Raw genomic sequence first — 14,037 nt, 5'->3', positions numbered from 1 at the left:
ACGATTGTCATCTGATATTCGGGGTGGCCATCCGGACCGTCCCCGCGGGCCCCTGGGGTGCGGGCATCGGCAGCTCGAAGTGGATGATGCCCTGCCCGCCACCCGGCAGCGTGCGCTCGTCGCAGACCTCTTGGGCGAGCGACCGCCAGAACGGCTCGGCGCCCGGCACGGCCGGATCGGTGTGCAGGTAGAGCGAGGTGTAGCCACCCGCCCGGGCGGCGAAGCCCTCGAGCTCCCGCACCAGCCTGCGGGCCAGGCCGTGCCTGCGGTGGTCGGGCCGTACGTAGATCCGGCACAGCTGCGCCGTCGACCCGGAGGGGAAGCGGTCCGCGACCCACTGCGGATTGGGCGGCGCCTGCGGTCCCCGGTCCCGTACCGCCCCGGTCGCCACGACCTCGTCGCCGCGCACGACGACCAGGAGGGTGCAGCGTTCGGGGCGCAGATAGGCGCCCTCGAGGTCGATGATGTCGGCGTGCCAGCGGGGCACGTAGCCCGAGCGCAGGTCGTGGTAGACGGTGTCCAGCATGACGGCCCGGGCGCCGCCGACGTCCTGGGCGGTGGCGGTCCGCAGGACGTATCCGTCCGCTCCGGCCGGCGCTTCCGGCATCCTTGTCGCCCCGGCGGTCGCGCTCACCACTGACGCTCACCCTCGCTCTCGGCCGTACGGCACATCACTTGCCGCACCAGCGTACGTGCAAGCGATGTGCAATAAGGCGGGCGGGGGCGCGTGACCGCCCGCCTGGGACGGCGTCAGGTGCTTGCGCGGCAGGCGTCAGGCGCCTGCGAGGTAGACCAGGGCGGTCGCGATGCCCGCGATGCCCGCGCCGCGGCCGGTGAAGCCGAGTCCGTCGGAGGTCGCGGCCGAGAGCGAGACGGGGGCGCCGACCGCGTCGGAGAGCACCTTCTGGGCCTCGTCGCGCCGCTTGCCGATCTTCGGCCGGAGACCGACGACCTGCACGGCGACGTTGCCGATGGCGAAGCCCTCGGCGCGGACGATCCGGGCGGCCTCCGTGAGCAGAGTGACACCGGAGGCGCCCGACCACTCCGGGCGGCCGGTCCCGAAGTGCTGCCCCAGGTCACCGAGTCCGGCGGCCGAGAACAGGGCGTTGCAGGCGGCGTGCGCCACCACGTCGGCGTCGGAGTGGCCGGCGAGGCCGGGTCCCTCGCCCTCCCACAGCAGGCCCGCGCACCAGAGTTCGCGGCCCTCCTCGAAGGCGTGGATGTCGGTCCCGATACCGACGCGCGGGATCAGGGGAGCCGGCTGCGTCGTTGCCTCAGAATCCATCGTTCGCCCTCCGGCGTGCGAGAACGGCCTCCGCCAGGACCAGGTCCAGGGGGCGGGTCACCTTGAACGCCTCCTCGTGCCCGGGTACGACGACGACCGGCGAGCCCAGCCGCTCGACCATGCCCGCGTCGTCGGTCGCACCCTCGCCGTCGACGGCCACGCTCCTGTGCGCCTCGACGAGCGTGGACCGGTCGAAGCCCTGGGGCGTCTGCACGGCCCGCAACCGCGCCCGTACGGGGGTCGAGAGGACCGGCTCCGGCACACCCGGCACCCCCGGCTCGACCTCCTTGACGGTGTCGGCGAGGGGAAGCGCGGGAACGACGGCCGGAGCCCCGTCCCGTACGGCCTCGATGACGGCGTCCACGGTGTCGACCGGCACGAGAGGCCTCGCCGCGTCATGGACGAGGACGACGGTGACGTCGTCCGGCAGGGCGTCGAGGCCGAGTTTCACCGATTCCTGGCGTGTCGCGCCGCCGGGAACGACGACGTAGTCGGTGCGCTCGGGCAGCGCGTGCCCGTCGATGAGGTTCTTGACCTCGGGCGCCCCGTCCGGGGGCGCGACCACGACGACGAGGCTGACGGCCCGGGAGGCGGCCATGGCCCGTACGGCGTGGATCAGCATGGGGGTGCCGCCGAGCGCGCGCAGCGCCTTCGGGGCGCCGGGGCCGAGCCGGACTCCGCGGCCCGCCGCGGGGATCACGGCCGCGGTGCGGGAAGGGCTCGGTTCAGCGGGCATCGGTGACATCGGTGACATCGGTTGCACTCCGAAGCTTCGGCAGGTTTGTTTCCACGGCCGACATGGGTATGGCCTGGGCGTGCCCCGACCGTAGGCCGGGGGACGAGCCGGGCGCGACGCCTTGACTTGACCGGGACCCCTTCCGTGACCCCCGGTCGGACGAGCCGCAGCAGGGCCCGGTGGAGGTTGCCGAGGGGACGGCGGCACCGGGTGCGTCGGCAGCTTTCCGGATGGATCTTCTTCATCGGGTCCGAACATGCCGCTGGGGACATGCCACTCGGGTCCGAACATGCCGCAGCGCCCGACGACTGCCGTGAAAACGGCTGGTCAGCGGGCACCGCTGCATATTCCTCGACACCGGATCCGGCTGGTCGGCGTCATCCGGACACCGGCGAGGTCCGGTTACCGGTCTCCGGTCGCCTTGGTCACCGGTGTCGTCCGGTTCAGGACGCGAGGACCTCGTCGAGCAGGGCCTCGGCCTTGTCCTCGTTCGTGTTCTCCGCGAGAGCAAGCTCGCTCACCAGAATCTGGCGGGCCTTGGCGAGCATGCGCTTCTCACCTGCGGAGAGTCCGCGCTCGCGCTCACGACGCCACAGGTCACGCACCACTTCTGCGACCTTGATGACATCGCCTGAGGCGAGCTTCTCGAGATTTGCCTTGTAGCGTCGGGACCAGTTCGTCGGCTCTTCGGCGTACGGCGCGCGCAGCACCTCGAAGACCCGGTCCAGCCCCTCCTGCCCGACTACGTCACGCACACCGACGAACTCCGCATTGTCCGCCGGTACACGAACCGTCAAGTCGCCCTGGGCGACCTTGAGCACCAAGTAGGTCTTGTCCACGCCTTTGATCTGGCGAGTTTCGATAGCCTCGATCAGCGCGGCCCCGTGATGGGGATAGACCACGGTGTCGCCAACCTTGAACGTCATGTGACAGGTACCCCTTCCGTGGCTATCCAGAGTAACACGAGAACGGCTTCTCCTGAATGGCGTTTTCGCAGGTCAGGGCATATCTCGGGGCTTGACAACTGAGACACGAACGTGCTGCGACAGCCTTCCGGAAGGCGATATTCGCAGGTCGGAGCGGGCGTACGACCGAGGCGAAACACGCGCGTCACAGGTGTCGGAAGCCTTCAAGAAGGGGCCGAAAGTCCCGTTTTGCCGGATTCCGGATGGTGAACTTTCTGTACTCCGTTCGGCCCTCGATCACCCGTACGGCTCTTAGCGTCCATGGTCATTGAAATTGATCAACGACCTGGGGCCGGGTGGATTATGCGCGGGAAATGCGCCACCGCCGGAAATGGATCATCGGCGCGTCAACGCGCCGCTCCCCCGGGTTTTGTGAACACCGTGCGAATCGTCGTGCCCGGGGGGACGGCCGGGGGATGTCTGAACCACGGCCGCCGGCGCCGGTCCACAGCTCGGGCGCCCCGAGGGGCGGGTCGGGTGCGGGCCCAGGACGGCGGCTCGGTAACCTGAGCCCGCTGACACACACTTAGGGCGGCTTTACGGCCGCTCGGGCCTTCCTGTCCGCAGAGTCCGAAGTCCGCAGTCCGAACGTTCAAGGAGTTGCCGCCGCCGTGAGCCGCAGCCTTCGACACGGCGCCTTCGCCGCCACTGCCCTCGTGTTCTCGATCGCCGCGCTGTCCGCGTGCAGTGCAGGCAACGACGCGCAGACGCTTCAGGTCAGGCCGGACAACGCAGCCACCGCTGTCGACTCCATCAAGATCCAGAACCTGAACATCGTCACCCAGCCCGAGCCGGACGCCGAGGGCCCCGCGGTCATCGCCGCCACCCTCTTCAACGACGGCCCGAAGCGTGAGGTCGTGGAGACGATCGCCCTGCCGGGCACCAACGCGACGGTGGCGCTGAAGCCCGCCAAGGGCAAGGGGCCGCTCGTGGTCCCGGCCGGCGGACGGCTCATCATCGGCGGGAAGGACAACGCCTCCGCCGTGATCGAGAACGGCCGCCAGGCAGGGGCGAACGGCAACGTGCAGAACGTCGCCTTCACGTTCAGCGAGACCGGCGAGGTCTCGCTCGGCGCCGCCATCGTCCCGGCGACCAGCTTCTTCAAGGACTTCGGCCCGAGCGCACTGCCGTCGGCGAAGCCCACCCCCTCGGACTCCGCCTCCGGGACGCCTGGTGCGTCCGAGACGCCGGGCGAGCAGTCCGGAAGCCCCTCGGGCGAGGCGACCGACACGGCCCCGCCGGCCGACGGCGCAGCCGCCGAGCACTGATCGCGCGCGTGGGGGGTGTCTCCGCCGGAGACACCCCCCACATAGCTCGCAGCCCTCGGTTTACGGCTCGAACTTGTAACCCAGGCCCCGCACCGTCACCAGGTAGCGCGGAGCCCCCGGGTCGGGCTCGATCTTGGCGCGCAGCCGCTTGACGTGGACGTCCAGGGTCTTGGTGTCACCCACGTAGTCCGCGCCCCAGACCCGGTCGATCAGCTGCATGCGCGTCAGCACGCGCCCGGCGTTGCGCAGGAGCATCTCGAGGAGGTCGAACTCCTTCAGCGGGAGGTCGACCTTGCCGCCGGAGACCGTGACGACGTGGCGGTCCACGTCCATCCGGACCGGGCCGGCCTCCAGGGCCGCCGGGGTGACCTCCTCCGGCTCTCCACGGCGGCGCAGGACCGCGCGGATGCGGGCCACGAGCTCCCGCGAGGAGAAGGGCTTGGTCACATAGTCGTCGGCTCCTATTTCGAGGCCCACGACCTTGTCGATCTCGCTGTCCTTTGCGGTGACCATGATCACCGGGACGTTGGACCGGACGCGCAGCTGACGGCAGACCTCCGTGCCGGGCAGACCCGGCAGCATCAGGTCGAGCAGCACGAGATCGGCGCCGTTGCGCTCGAACTCGTCGAGGCCGTCCGGGCCGGTGGCCGCGATGGCCACCTCGAAGCCTTCCTTGCGGAGCATGTAGGACAGGGCGTCGCTGAAGGATTCCTCATCCTCGACGACAAGCACTCGGGTCACGGAAGGGCCTCCGGGGCAGGAAATGGTTCAAAAGAATCGGTCCCGTACGGCCCGTCGTCGTCAACAGCACCGTTGACGACCAGGGATCCGCCGGTGGTACGACCCCGTACGACGCCCGACTCGGGCAGTCGCAGGGTGAACGTGGAGCCCTGTCCCTCCGAGCTCCATACGGTGACCTCCCCGCCGTGCGAGGCGGCCACGTGCTTGACGATGGCGAGGCCGAGACCGGTGCCACCGGTGGCCCGTGAGCGGGCCGGGTCGACGCGGTAGAACCGCTCGAAGACGCGTTCACGGTCCTTCTCGGAGATGCCGATGCCCTGGTCGGTCACGGCTATCTCGATCAGATCCCCGCCGGGCGCGGCCAGCTTCCGGGCGGCGATTCCGACGCGTGTGCGGGCGGGGCTGTAGTTGACGGCATTCTCCACGAGATTGCCGAGGGCGGCCGCGAGCTGGCTCCGGTTGCCCCAGACGAAGAGGTCCGCGGTGCCGCCCGAGGCCATGGTGATCTGCTTCGAACCGGCCTGCTGACGGCACCGGTCGATCGCCTCGGCGACCAGATCCTCCACCCGTACGGGTTCGGCGTCCTCCAGCGGGTCGTCGTTCTGCACCCGGGAGAGGTCGATCAGCTCCTGCACCAGGTTGGTCAGCCGGGTCGCCTCGATCTGCATGCGGCCGGCGAACCGCTCCACCGCCTCCGGGTCGTCGGAGGCGTCCATGACCGCCTCGGAGAGCAGGGAGAGCGCTCCGACCGGCGTCTTGAGCTCATGGCTGACATTGGCGACGAAGTCACGCCGCACCGCTTCTATGCGCCGGGCCTCCGTGAGGTCCTCGACCAGCAGGAGGACCAGGCGTGAGCCCAGCGGGGCGACCCGGGCCGACACGGCGAGCGCCTCGCCCCTGCCCGTACCGCGACGCGGCAGGTCCAGCTCGCCCTGCCGTATCTCACCGTCGCGCCGGGTGTCCCTGGCCATGTGGAGCATCGGCTCGACCGCCAGTCGTCCGCCCCTGACCAGGCCCAGCGCATAAGCGGCGGAGCTGGCCTTGACGACGCTGTCGCTCTCGTCGAGCACGACGGCCGACGAGCTGAGCACGGAGAGGACCGTGTCCACCCCCGGGGGCAGCGCGGCGTTGCCGTCGGGCCGCAGGGACGTACGCGTGGGCCGCTTCTGCTCGCGCTCGCTCCAGCGGAACGCCAGCATCGCGATCACACCGGTACAGAGCCCGGCGATCGCGGCAGCTGCGGCGACCGCCGCGTTCACGTCCATGCCTCAAGGTTATGCGGGCGCGCCGACACTCTCCCAGCCATCCGGGTGCCATCTCGAACACTCGTCGCCCAGAGTTCACCAAGGGGATAGTGCCGGTTCACTTCGGGGGCCGGATCCCGACGCGTTGGCCCCGCACCGTGGCAACGTGGGGGTCGGCCCCAAGACCCCGGCCTCAGGATCTGGAGAGGGACTTCCATGCGCGACGCTTATCACGAGGAACTCGATTCGATCGGCGAGGACCTGGTCGAGATGGCCAGGCTCGTCGGCTCGGCGATCGGCCGGGCCACGACGTCCATGCTCGACGCCGATCTCAAGCTCGCCGAGAGCGTGATCGCCGCGGACCAGAAGGTCGACGACCTCCAGCACGACCTGGAGGCCCGTGCCATCGCGCTGCTGGCCCGCCAGCAGCCGGTCGCCACCGATCTGCGGATAGTGGTCACCTCGCTGCGGATGAGCGCCGACCTGGAGCGCTCGGGCGACCTCGCCCAGCACGTCGCCAAGCTGGCGCGGCTGCGCTTCCCCGCGTCGGCGGTGCCGCACGACCTGCACGCCACCATCCTGGAGATGGGGCAGCTCGCCCAGCGGCTGATGGCGAAGGCCGCCGAGGTGATCATCACGAAGGACGTCGACCTGGCGCTCCAGCTGGAGCAGGACGACGACGAGATGGACCTGCTGCACCGCACGCTGTTCCAGCACCTGATGGACGACCGCTGGAAGCACGGCATCGAGACCGCTGTCGACGTCACCCTGCTCGGCCGCTACTACGAGCGCTTCGCCGACCACGCCGTGTCGGTCGCCAAGCGGGTCGTCTACCTGGTCACGGGTGAGCACGCCGACGAGATCCAGGCGGCGACGTCGGTCGAGGGGGCGTAGGGGGCGCGGCCGTCACGGCAGCCGCACGTCTGTTCCCGCGCTTGTGCGCCGTTGATGCGCCCTCCGGGCTGGGCATGCAATGGGTGCGGGGGCGGCGCGGCATGCCTGCGGCCCCCGCCGTCGGCATGTGTGCCCCATACATGTGCCGTACGCCGTCGAGTCGTACGCCCTGAGGAGGGACCATGGCCGATTCCCCCATGACCGAACCCCAGCAGCAGGAGACCCCGACCGAAGTGGTGCATCTGCCGTTGCTGGGAGCCTGCGGCTGCGGCTCGGGCTGCGGGTGCGGCTGCCAGGCCGGCGCGCCGTGCCAGTGCGGCGGCTGAGTCCGGCCGGATCCAGCGGCGGTGCCCCGCGACGGACACACGTCCGTCGCGGGGCAGCGGCGCCGGGCCCGCCTGCTCCTCAGACCGCGGGCTCCTGCTTCTCAGACCGCCGCTCCTGCTCCTCGGACCGCGGGCTCGGAGCGACCGCCCGGTCCTCGGGGGCCGGCGAGGCGGCGACCACGGGCTCCGGCAGGTCCAGGTTCCGCATCAGCAGCCAGTAGCCGAACGCCGCCACCGTGCCCAGGACCGCGCAGGTCCCCCACAGCCAGGCGGCGCCGTAGTGGTCGATCACGAAGCCGGACATCAGCGGGGCGACGAGCGCCGCCACCGACCAGGACATCGTGTACATGCCCTGGTAGCGGCCCCGGCCGTGGGCCGGTGACAACTGCACGACGATGCCCGTCTGCGTCGGCGCGTTGACGATCTCGGCCAGGGTCCAGACGCACACCGTCAGGGCGTACACCCCGACCGATCCCGCGAAGGCGGTCAGCCCGAAGCCGTAGCCCGCGATCAGGGACGAGAGGATCAGCAGCCGGCGCGGGTCGCGGTGCTGGATGAACCGGGTGACGGGGATCTGCAGGGCCACGATCAGCACGCCGTTGACGGCGATGGCCGTGCCGAAGTCGGAGCTGGACAGCCCGTCCGTGCCCATGGCCACCGGCAGGCCCACGTACCCCTGCTGGAAGATCAGCGCGACCAGGAACGACAGCCCGACGACACCCATGTAGCGCCCGTCACGCAGGACCGTCATCAGCCTCACGTCGTCCGGCGCGGGGACCCCCGCGGCCCGGGGCGCCGGCTCGGGCCGGGATTCCGGCACCTTGAGGAAGACGAGGACGGCACACAGCAGCGTCAGGGCGGCCTCGCCCATGAAGCCGGCCAGATAGCTGTACTCGGCGATGAACCCCGCCCCGGCCGACGAGACGGCGAAACCCAGGTTGATGGCCCAGTAGTTGAGCGAGAAGGCCCGCACCCGGTCCTCGGGCCGGACGATGTCGGCCATCATCGCCTGCACGGCCGGCCGGGACGCGTTGCTGGCCATACCCACGACGAAGGCCACCCCGGCGATCGCCACCGGATGAACCATGAAGCCGAGCACGGCCACGGACACGGCGGTCGAGAGCTGCGCGATCAGCATGGTCGGGCGGCGCCCCAGCCGGTCCGTCATCACCCCGGCCCCCAGGGACGACACGACCCCGCCGAGCCCGTGGAGGGAGGCGACGAGGCCGGCGTACGAGGCCGAGTAGCCCCGGTCCAGGGTCAGGTAGAGCGCCATGAACGTGGCGACGAACGCCCCGAGGCGGTTGACCAGCGTGCTGGTCCACAGCCACCAGAACTCCCTGGGGAGGCCGGCGACCGTCTCGTGTGCCGCCTTTCTGAGACCAGCGACAGACATAGGGCTACTCCCCCGGGACGTGCGCGAACGGATGAACCGCCGGCCTGTGTAAGCGGCCCGGCGGCTATCCGAACATTACGAAAGCGGAGTCCCCGGCTGCCACTCGATTGACGCCACCCGTCAACAGTCGCGCCCCGGCACCGCTCCCCGTTCCGCCCCCGGCCCTCCCCCCGGTCCGCCCTTTGACCGCGCGCGCGTAGGGCGCGCGGGTTCGATTACGCTCGGACCCATGGCCGACGCACCGTACAAGCTGATCCTCCTCCGCCACGGCGAGAGCGAATGGAACGCGAAGAACCTGTTCACCGGTTGGGTGGACGTAGACCTCACCGACAAGGGCGAGAAGGAGGCGGTCCGCGGCGGTGAGCTGCTCAAGGACGCCGGCCTGCTCCCCGACGTCGTGCACACCTCCCTCCAGAAGCGCGCGATCCGCACCGCCCAGCTCGGGCTGGAGGCCGCGGACCGCCACTGGATCCCCGTGCACCGCTCCTGGCGCCTGAACGAGCGCCACTACGGCGCCCTCCAGGGCAAGGACAAGGCCCAGACGCTCGCCGAGTTCGGCGAGGAGCAGTTCATGCTCTGGCGCCGTTCGTACGACACCCCGCCGCCCGCCCTGGAGGACGGCACCGAGTTCTCGCAGAGCGACGACGCCCGCTACGCGACGATCCCGCCGGAGCTGCGCCCCCGCACGGAGTGCCTCAAGGACGTCGTCACCCGCATGCTGCCGTACTGGTACGACGGCATCGTCCCGGACCTCCTCGACGGCAAGACCGTCCTGGTCGCCGCCCACGGCAACAGCCTCCGCGGCCTGGTCAAGCACCTGGACGGCATCTCCGACGACGCCATCTCGGGCCTCAACATCCCGACCGGCATCCCGCTCGCCTACGAGCTGGACGCCGACTTCCGCCCCCTGAAGCCGGGCGGCACCTACCTCGACCCGGACGCGGCGAAGGCCGCGATCGAGGCCGTGAAGAACCAGGGCAAGAAGAAGTAAGCAGAGCCGAGAAGGCCCTCAACCCGCAGGTTGGCGCCTTCCAGGGATCGTTGCGACACGTGGTCGGCTGGTCGGACCGCGAGCAGTTCATGCAGGCGCCCGGTCGGGGTTCACCGGCCGGGCGCTTTTGCGTGGGTGGCCGTCATTCCTTGCTGCGCAGGAGCGTGATCTGCTGCCGGGAGAGTTCGACAGTGCGCTGCATGTGGCGGTACAGCAGCGCGCGCTCTTCCTCGGTGTAGTCGGCGAACATCGCGCGCCAGCCCTCGCCCAGCTCGGACCACAGTTCCGTGAGCTCCCGCATCGCCTCCGGGACAGGTTCCACCCGGACCCGGCGGCGGTCGGTCTCGTCGCGGTGCCGGACCACGTAACCGGCCCTCTCCAGGCGGTCGACCAGCCGGGTCGCCGAGCCGCTGGTCAGGCCCGTGAGTTCGGCGATCCGGCCGGTGGTGAACGGGCCTGGCTCGGTGGTCAGCAGGTTGAGGCACTGGACGTCGGTGGGGTGCAGCTTGAGGTGGTCCGCGACTGCCTGGTTGAACATGACGTACGAGGCCAGGTAGCGGCGGGACTCCTGCTGGAGATCGTCGGTCTGCATGCACACCACTCCTAAATACCTGCGCGACGCAGCAACTGCGTCGTACAGTGACCGCATGACAGAGGAACCTTACCGGCCCGTGGTGGCCGTCGCCGGAGCGACCGGCGCCCAAGGCGGCGCGGCCGCCCGCTCCCTGCTCGATCAGGGCTTCCGGGTCCGGGCCCTGACCCGCAATCCCGAGTCGGCCGCCATCCACACGCTGAGGGTTCTCGGCGCCGAGGTGCGCGCGGCCGACTTCGACGACGGCACGTCGCTGGAGGCCGCCCTGAAGGGCGCCGACGGATTGTTTGCGATGTCCACGCCATTCGGATCCGACCCGGACACCGAAGTCCGGCAAGGCATCCGCCTGCTGGAGGCCGCCCGTGGTGTGGGGCACATCGTGTTCACCTCCGCCGCGCACGCCGACCGCGACACGGGCATCCCGCACTTCGACAGCAAGTACCGCATCGAGCGGCACCTGCGAGGGCTGGGTGTGCCGTGGACGATCCTCGGGCCGGCCGCCTTCATGGACAACTACACGGTCGAGTGGTCGCTCGAGGGGCTGCGCGAAGGCCGGTTCGTGCTACCGATGCCGGCAGACCAGCCGCTTACGCTGATTCCCGCGCAGGACATCGGGACCTTCGCGGCCCATGTCCTCGCGCACCCGGAGGAATTCGCCGGCCGGCGCATCGACATCGCCTCCGACAAGCTGACCTGCCCGGAGATCGCGAAAGCGTTGACCGGCGCGTGCGGCCGGCAGATCGTCTTCGAGCGGCTGCCGATCGCCCACGTCGAGGCGTTCTCGGCCGATCTCGCCGCGATGTTCCGTTATTTCACCGAGGTCGGCCTCGAAGTGGACACGGACGCACTGCGGCGCGAGTTTCCGGAGATCGGCTGGCAGCGCTTCGGCGCCTGGGCGGCCAGGCGCACATGGCCTCTCAGCTGAGTGGCCCTCACCCCGGAACCTCACTGCGGCCTGGCGGACCGTGGCCGTCGAACTCGGCGGACAGTCGGGCACCCCCGCGGCGTGGCAACCGCTAACGTGACCCCTACACCTGCCCGTTATCCAGGCGCACGCCCTCGGCGGCAGAGGCAGGCGGGGCGCGGAGAGCAAGGAGATCGGGGAGAGCGATCATGGGCGAGTCTCTGAAGACCTTCGTCGGCGGCACCGAGGTAGAGGTGCCCAACAGCATTCCGGCGATCCGTGCCGCGCTGCCCGAGGAGAGACGCGAGGAGTTCGACCACGCGATCAACGAGGCCGGGGTGCACGAGATCCAGGCCGTCATGCGGCACTGGATGCTCGAGTCCGTACCCGATCCCGAGGCCGAACAGATCCTGGACCGGCTGGCGCAGGACGAGGCCGAGAGGCGGAACGTCGCTTGAGCTTCCGCATCTCCTACGCACCGCCCGCCGACGACACCCTGGCCAAGATGCGCGACGGCGACTCGTTCCGGGACGAGATGGCGCGCACCCTGGCCCTGGATCCGTACGGACACGCCTCGTCCGCCGTGAAGCGAGAACGCGACCGCCGCGAGGCGACGGTGTACGGCGCCATCGTCCTCTACTACGTCTCCGGGTCCGTGCTGACGGTCACCGTGGTCAGGCTCGTGCCGCTGCCGTGACCCGGAGAGACGGCCGAAGGCTCAGCCGAGCTTCTTGACCTGTGCGTCGATGACCGCGGTCGGCTGTTCGAAGTCGGCGTCCGCGCCCGTCTTGCCGAGGTTGAAGGAGAAGAAGGTGGCGACCGTACCTTCCTGACGCAGGGTCACGAGCTTGAAGGGCGCCACCTCGTCGCCCTCTCCCATCTGCACCCGCCAGGCGAGGGCCTCCTCGCCGCCCGTCACCTTCTCCTCGGTCAGCTTGGTGACCTTCTGCTTCGAGCCCTTCATGGAGAGGGTGAAGCCGCCGGTGCACTTGGCGGCGGAGTCGCGGAGCTCGGCGAGGCTCTTCGCCGCGCCGTCGCCGTCGTACGAGGCCAGGGTGACCAGCGACGACGTCATGTCGAGCAGCCCGGCGAGCGCGTCCTCGGGGTCGGCGGACTCGTCCTTCTTGGGCTCCTGGACGACCTTGCGCCCCGCGTTCCCGACGGGGGTCCCCCGCTTCACGCCGTAGAAGGCGAAGCCGATCGGCTCGCACTCCTTCTTGTCGACGGTGACCTCTCCGGGCTGCGCGATGTCCTCGGGGCCCGTCTTCGAGACCTTGTGGCCCGCGACGTCACCCTGCTCCAGCGACACCTTCTCCAGCTCGGCCGACGTCAGCGCCTTGACCGCAGCGGGCTTGGAGGAGGCGTCGTCCTTGCCCCACGAGGTACCGCCGTCGCCCTTGGCGTCGGAGTCCGAGCCGCTGCAGGCGGTCGCGAGCAGGGTCAGGGACGCCGCGGCGGCGACGAGGGCGGTACGGCGTACGGCGGTGGCGCGCATGGTTCGTTCATCTCTCCGTCTGAAGGAGCAACAGCCCGTCCCCGGGCAGTAATTCATGGCCGGTACGGGGGGCTGTGGCAGTGCAGGACACTCTACGATCGGACACCTGTCCGATGATCGCCCCGAACGGTCACGGGATGTGATCGTGACTACGCTGTGATCACTCTGTGAAGCTCCTATGGGGTGGCCGATTCCGCAGGTGAGCCACAGAGAGGACCCGCCCGTGTCCGTCGACGCGACAGCAGCCGTACTGGAAGCCGTGGGAGCCCCCGATCCCGCGTCCGTCGAGCCGCTCGCCGGGGGCACGTACAACACCGTCACCCGCGTGACCTTCGGCGACGGCAGGGACTGGGTGGTGAAGGTCCCTCCGGCGCACGCCACCGGGCTGAGCTACGAACAGCGCCTGCTCGTCAACGAGGTCACCTTCTACGGCGCCGCCGCCGGGACCGGTGGCACGATCCCGCAGGTCGTGCACAGCGAGCTCGACCCCGGGGCGCCGGCTGGAGCGTACGTCGTCATGACCGCACGCCCCGGACTGCCCTGGAGCGCCGTCGCCGGTGACCTGACGGCCGACGAGACTCGTGACCTGCGTACCGAGTTCGGGAGCATCGTCGGCCGGCTGCACGGCATCACGGGCCCCGGCGGCTTCGGGTATCCCGCCGAGCCCATGGGGCCGCTCTCCCCCACCTGGCGCGAGGCGTTCACGGCGATGACGGACGCCGTGCTCGCCGACGCCGAGAGGTACGGCGCGAGGCTGCCGTACCCCGTGCGACTGATCCGCGAGGTGCTCGCCGGGGCGTCGGACGTGCTGGACGAGGTCACCCGGCCCGCCCTGGTCCACTTCGACCTCTGGCAGGGGAACGTCCTGGTGACCGGGGATCCCGGCGCCCGGCGCATCGGCGGGATCATCGACGGTGAGCGGATGTTCTGGGGTGATCCGGTCGCCGATCTCGTCTCCACGTCGCTCTTCGGAGACCCGGAGACGGACCTGGACTTCCTCGGTGGATACGCGGCCGCGACGGGCGCGCCGCTCGAGTTCACCCCGTCCGTACGCCGCCGGATCGACCTCTGCCGCAGCTACCTCTACCTGATCATGCTCGCCGAGACGGTGCCCCGGAGCGCGGGACCCGACGCGGTGGAGATGACGTGGAACGAGGTGGCGCCGAGGCTCGTCACGGCGCTCGAGAAGCTCATGTAGCG

Annotated in this window: 17 protein-coding genes; 8 read left to right on the top strand and 9 right to left on the bottom strand. The window is 70.1% G+C overall.

Annotated features, from left to right (window positions below; translation table 11 throughout):
- Positions 1 to 7: 7 nt before the first annotated feature.
- The 4 genes from ACIQM3_RS00610 to ACIQM3_RS00595 form a co-directional block, all read right to left on the bottom strand.
- Complete coding sequence (locus tag ACIQM3_RS00610) at positions 8 to 607, bottom strand: GNAT family N-acetyltransferase (RefSeq protein WP_401616893.1); 600 nt, start codon at positions 605 to 607, stop codon at positions 8 to 10.
- A 165-nt stretch (positions 608 to 772) separates the two neighbouring features.
- Entirely contained in the window at positions 773 to 1,285 is a 513-nt protein-coding gene (ispF, locus tag ACIQM3_RS00605) for a 2-C-methyl-D-erythritol 2,4-cyclodiphosphate synthase (protein WP_401616890.1), read from the bottom strand.
- A complete protein-coding gene (gene ispD, locus ACIQM3_RS00600; RefSeq protein ID WP_401616887.1) occupies positions 1,275 to 2,039 on the bottom strand; it encodes a 2-C-methyl-D-erythritol 4-phosphate cytidylyltransferase in 765 nt (254 codons plus the stop codon). Before ispD ends, ispF begins: the two co-directional genes overlap by 11 nt.
- A 425-nt stretch (positions 2,040 to 2,464) precedes the next feature.
- A complete protein-coding gene (locus tag ACIQM3_RS00595; RefSeq protein ID WP_006380568.1) occupies positions 2,465 to 2,947 on the bottom strand; it encodes a CarD family transcriptional regulator in 483 nt (160 codons plus the stop codon).
- A 650-nt stretch (positions 2,948 to 3,597) separates the two neighbouring features.
- Between ACIQM3_RS00595 and ACIQM3_RS00590 the strand changes: the two genes are divergently transcribed.
- Positions 3,598 to 4,254 (top strand): DUF461 domain-containing protein, encoded by a 657-nt coding sequence (locus ACIQM3_RS00590; RefSeq protein ID WP_401616884.1) that lies wholly within the window; start codon positions 3,598 to 3,600, stop codon positions 4,252 to 4,254.
- 60 nt (positions 4,255 to 4,314) lie between these two features.
- Here the strand turns inward: ACIQM3_RS00590 and ACIQM3_RS00585 are convergent, their stop codons facing one another.
- Positions 4,315 to 4,995, bottom strand: coding sequence for a response regulator transcription factor (locus ACIQM3_RS00585; RefSeq protein WP_014047499.1), 681 nt, complete (start codon positions 4,993 to 4,995; stop codon positions 4,315 to 4,317).
- A complete protein-coding gene (locus ACIQM3_RS00580) occupies positions 4,992 to 6,260 on the bottom strand; it encodes a sensor histidine kinase (protein ID WP_401616880.1) in 1,269 nt (422 codons plus the stop codon). Before ACIQM3_RS00580 ends, ACIQM3_RS00585 begins: the two co-directional genes overlap by 4 nt.
- 195 nt (positions 6,261 to 6,455) lie before the next feature.
- Between ACIQM3_RS00580 and phoU the strand changes: the two genes are divergently transcribed.
- Both phoU and ACIQM3_RS00570 read left to right on the top strand, forming a co-directional pair.
- Positions 6,456 to 7,133 carry a phosphate signaling complex protein PhoU gene (phoU, locus tag ACIQM3_RS00575; protein ID WP_401616877.1) on the top strand — a complete coding sequence of 226 codons (678 nt, stop codon included), beginning with the start codon at positions 6,456 to 6,458 and terminating at the stop codon, positions 7,131 to 7,133.
- Positions 7,134 to 7,315: 182 nt separating this feature from the next.
- A complete protein-coding gene (locus tag ACIQM3_RS00570; RefSeq protein ID WP_164493608.1) occupies positions 7,316 to 7,459 on the top strand; it encodes a hypothetical protein in 144 nt (47 codons plus the stop codon).
- A gap of 79 nt (positions 7,460 to 7,538) precedes the next feature.
- On the opposite strand, the gene ACIQM3_RS00565 is transcribed toward ACIQM3_RS00570, so the two are convergent.
- The gene (locus ACIQM3_RS00565; protein WP_401616874.1) at positions 7,539 to 8,855 is read right to left on the bottom strand and encodes an MDR family MFS transporter; all 1,317 of its coding nucleotides are present in this window, start codon (positions 8,853 to 8,855) and stop codon (positions 7,539 to 7,541) included.
- Positions 8,856 to 9,084: 229 nt separating this feature from the next.
- On the opposite strand from ACIQM3_RS00565, the gene ACIQM3_RS00560 reads away from it, so the two are divergent.
- Entirely contained in the window at positions 9,085 to 9,846 is a 762-nt protein-coding gene (locus tag ACIQM3_RS00560; RefSeq protein ID WP_104787811.1) for a phosphoglyceromutase, read from the top strand.
- A gap of 142 nt (positions 9,847 to 9,988) precedes the next feature.
- Here ACIQM3_RS00560 and ACIQM3_RS00555 read toward each other — a convergent pair whose 3' ends face one another.
- On the bottom strand, positions 9,989 to 10,438 hold the full coding sequence (locus tag ACIQM3_RS00555; protein ID WP_401616871.1) for a MarR family winged helix-turn-helix transcriptional regulator: 450 nt from the start codon (positions 10,436 to 10,438) through the stop codon (positions 9,989 to 9,991).
- Between ACIQM3_RS00555 and ACIQM3_RS00550 the strand changes: the two genes are divergently transcribed.
- From ACIQM3_RS00550 to ACIQM3_RS00540, 3 genes are all read left to right on the top strand, one after another.
- On the top strand, positions 10,437 to 11,363 hold the full coding sequence (locus ACIQM3_RS00550) for an NmrA/HSCARG family protein (protein WP_401616867.1): 927 nt from the start codon (positions 10,437 to 10,439) through the stop codon (positions 11,361 to 11,363). The two genes, ACIQM3_RS00555 and ACIQM3_RS00550, sit on opposite strands and share 2 nt — an antisense overlap.
- A 188-nt stretch (positions 11,364 to 11,551) precedes the next feature.
- The gene (locus ACIQM3_RS00545; protein WP_031093484.1) at positions 11,552 to 11,800 is read left to right on the top strand and encodes a hypothetical protein; all 249 of its coding nucleotides are present in this window, start codon (positions 11,552 to 11,554) and stop codon (positions 11,798 to 11,800) included.
- A complete protein-coding gene (locus ACIQM3_RS00540) occupies positions 11,797 to 12,039 on the top strand; it encodes a hypothetical protein (RefSeq protein ID WP_104787806.1) in 243 nt (80 codons plus the stop codon). The genes ACIQM3_RS00545 and ACIQM3_RS00540 overlap by 4 nt, the downstream gene beginning before the upstream one ends.
- A gap of 21 nt (positions 12,040 to 12,060) precedes the next feature.
- On the opposite strand, the gene ACIQM3_RS00535 is transcribed toward ACIQM3_RS00540, so the two are convergent.
- Positions 12,061 to 12,837 carry a hypothetical protein gene (locus ACIQM3_RS00535; RefSeq protein ID WP_401616863.1) on the bottom strand — a complete coding sequence of 259 codons (777 nt, stop codon included), beginning with the start codon at positions 12,835 to 12,837 and terminating at the stop codon, positions 12,061 to 12,063.
- A gap of 223 nt (positions 12,838 to 13,060) precedes the next feature.
- Here ACIQM3_RS00535 and ACIQM3_RS00530 point away from each other — a divergent pair, with 223 nt between their 5' ends.
- The gene (locus tag ACIQM3_RS00530) at positions 13,061 to 14,035 is read left to right on the top strand and encodes a phosphotransferase family protein (RefSeq protein WP_401616860.1); all 975 of its coding nucleotides are present in this window, start codon (positions 13,061 to 13,063) and stop codon (positions 14,033 to 14,035) included.
- Positions 14,036 to 14,037 lie beyond the last annotated feature (2 nt).

The organism is Streptomyces sp. NPDC091271 (assembly GCF_044757505.1).
Classification (GTDB): Bacteria; Actinomycetota; Actinomycetes; order Streptomycetales; family Streptomycetaceae; genus Streptomyces.
This window is presented reverse-complemented; position numbering and strand designations above follow the sequence as displayed.

Excerpts from the sequence above, each read along its gene's own strand:
- phoU (WP_401616877.1), top strand. The coding sequence starts at position 6,456 with ATGCGCGACGCTTATCACGAGGAACTCGATTCGATCGGCGAGGACCTG.
- ACIQM3_RS00545 (WP_031093484.1), top strand. The coding sequence starts at position 11,552 with ATGGGCGAGTCTCTGAAGACCTTCGTCGGCGGCACCGAGGTAGAGGTG.
- ACIQM3_RS00570 (WP_164493608.1), top strand. The coding sequence starts at position 7,316 with ATGGCCGATTCCCCCATGACCGAACCCCAGCAGCAGGAGACCCCGACC.
- ACIQM3_RS00560 (WP_104787811.1), top strand. The coding sequence starts at position 9,085 with ATGGCCGACGCACCGTACAAGCTGATCCTCCTCCGCCACGGCGAGAGC.
- ispD (WP_401616887.1), bottom strand. The coding sequence starts at position 2,039 with ATGTCACCGATGTCACCGATGCCCGCTGAACCGAGCCCTTCCCGCACC.
- ACIQM3_RS00555 (WP_401616871.1), bottom strand. The coding sequence starts at position 10,438 with ATGCAGACCGACGATCTCCAGCAGGAGTCCCGCCGCTACCTGGCCTCG.
- ACIQM3_RS00550 (WP_401616867.1), top strand. The coding sequence starts at position 10,437 with ATGCACACCACTCCTAAATACCTGCGCGACGCAGCAACTGCGTCGTAC.
- ACIQM3_RS00565 (WP_401616874.1), bottom strand. The coding sequence starts at position 8,855 with ATGTCTGTCGCTGGTCTCAGAAAGGCGGCACACGAGACGGTCGCCGGC.
- ACIQM3_RS00535 (WP_401616863.1), bottom strand. The coding sequence starts at position 12,837 with ATGCGCGCCACCGCCGTACGCCGTACCGCCCTCGTCGCCGCCGCGGCG.
- ACIQM3_RS00610 (WP_401616893.1), bottom strand. The coding sequence starts at position 607 with ATGCCGGAAGCGCCGGCCGGAGCGGACGGATACGTCCTGCGGACCGCC.
- ispF (WP_401616890.1), bottom strand. The coding sequence starts at position 1,285 with ATGGATTCTGAGGCAACGACGCAGCCGGCTCCCCTGATCCCGCGCGTC.
- ACIQM3_RS00595 (WP_006380568.1), bottom strand. The coding sequence starts at position 2,947 with ATGACGTTCAAGGTTGGCGACACCGTGGTCTATCCCCATCACGGGGCC.
- ACIQM3_RS00580 (WP_401616880.1), bottom strand. The coding sequence starts at position 6,260 with ATGGACGTGAACGCGGCGGTCGCCGCAGCTGCCGCGATCGCCGGGCTC.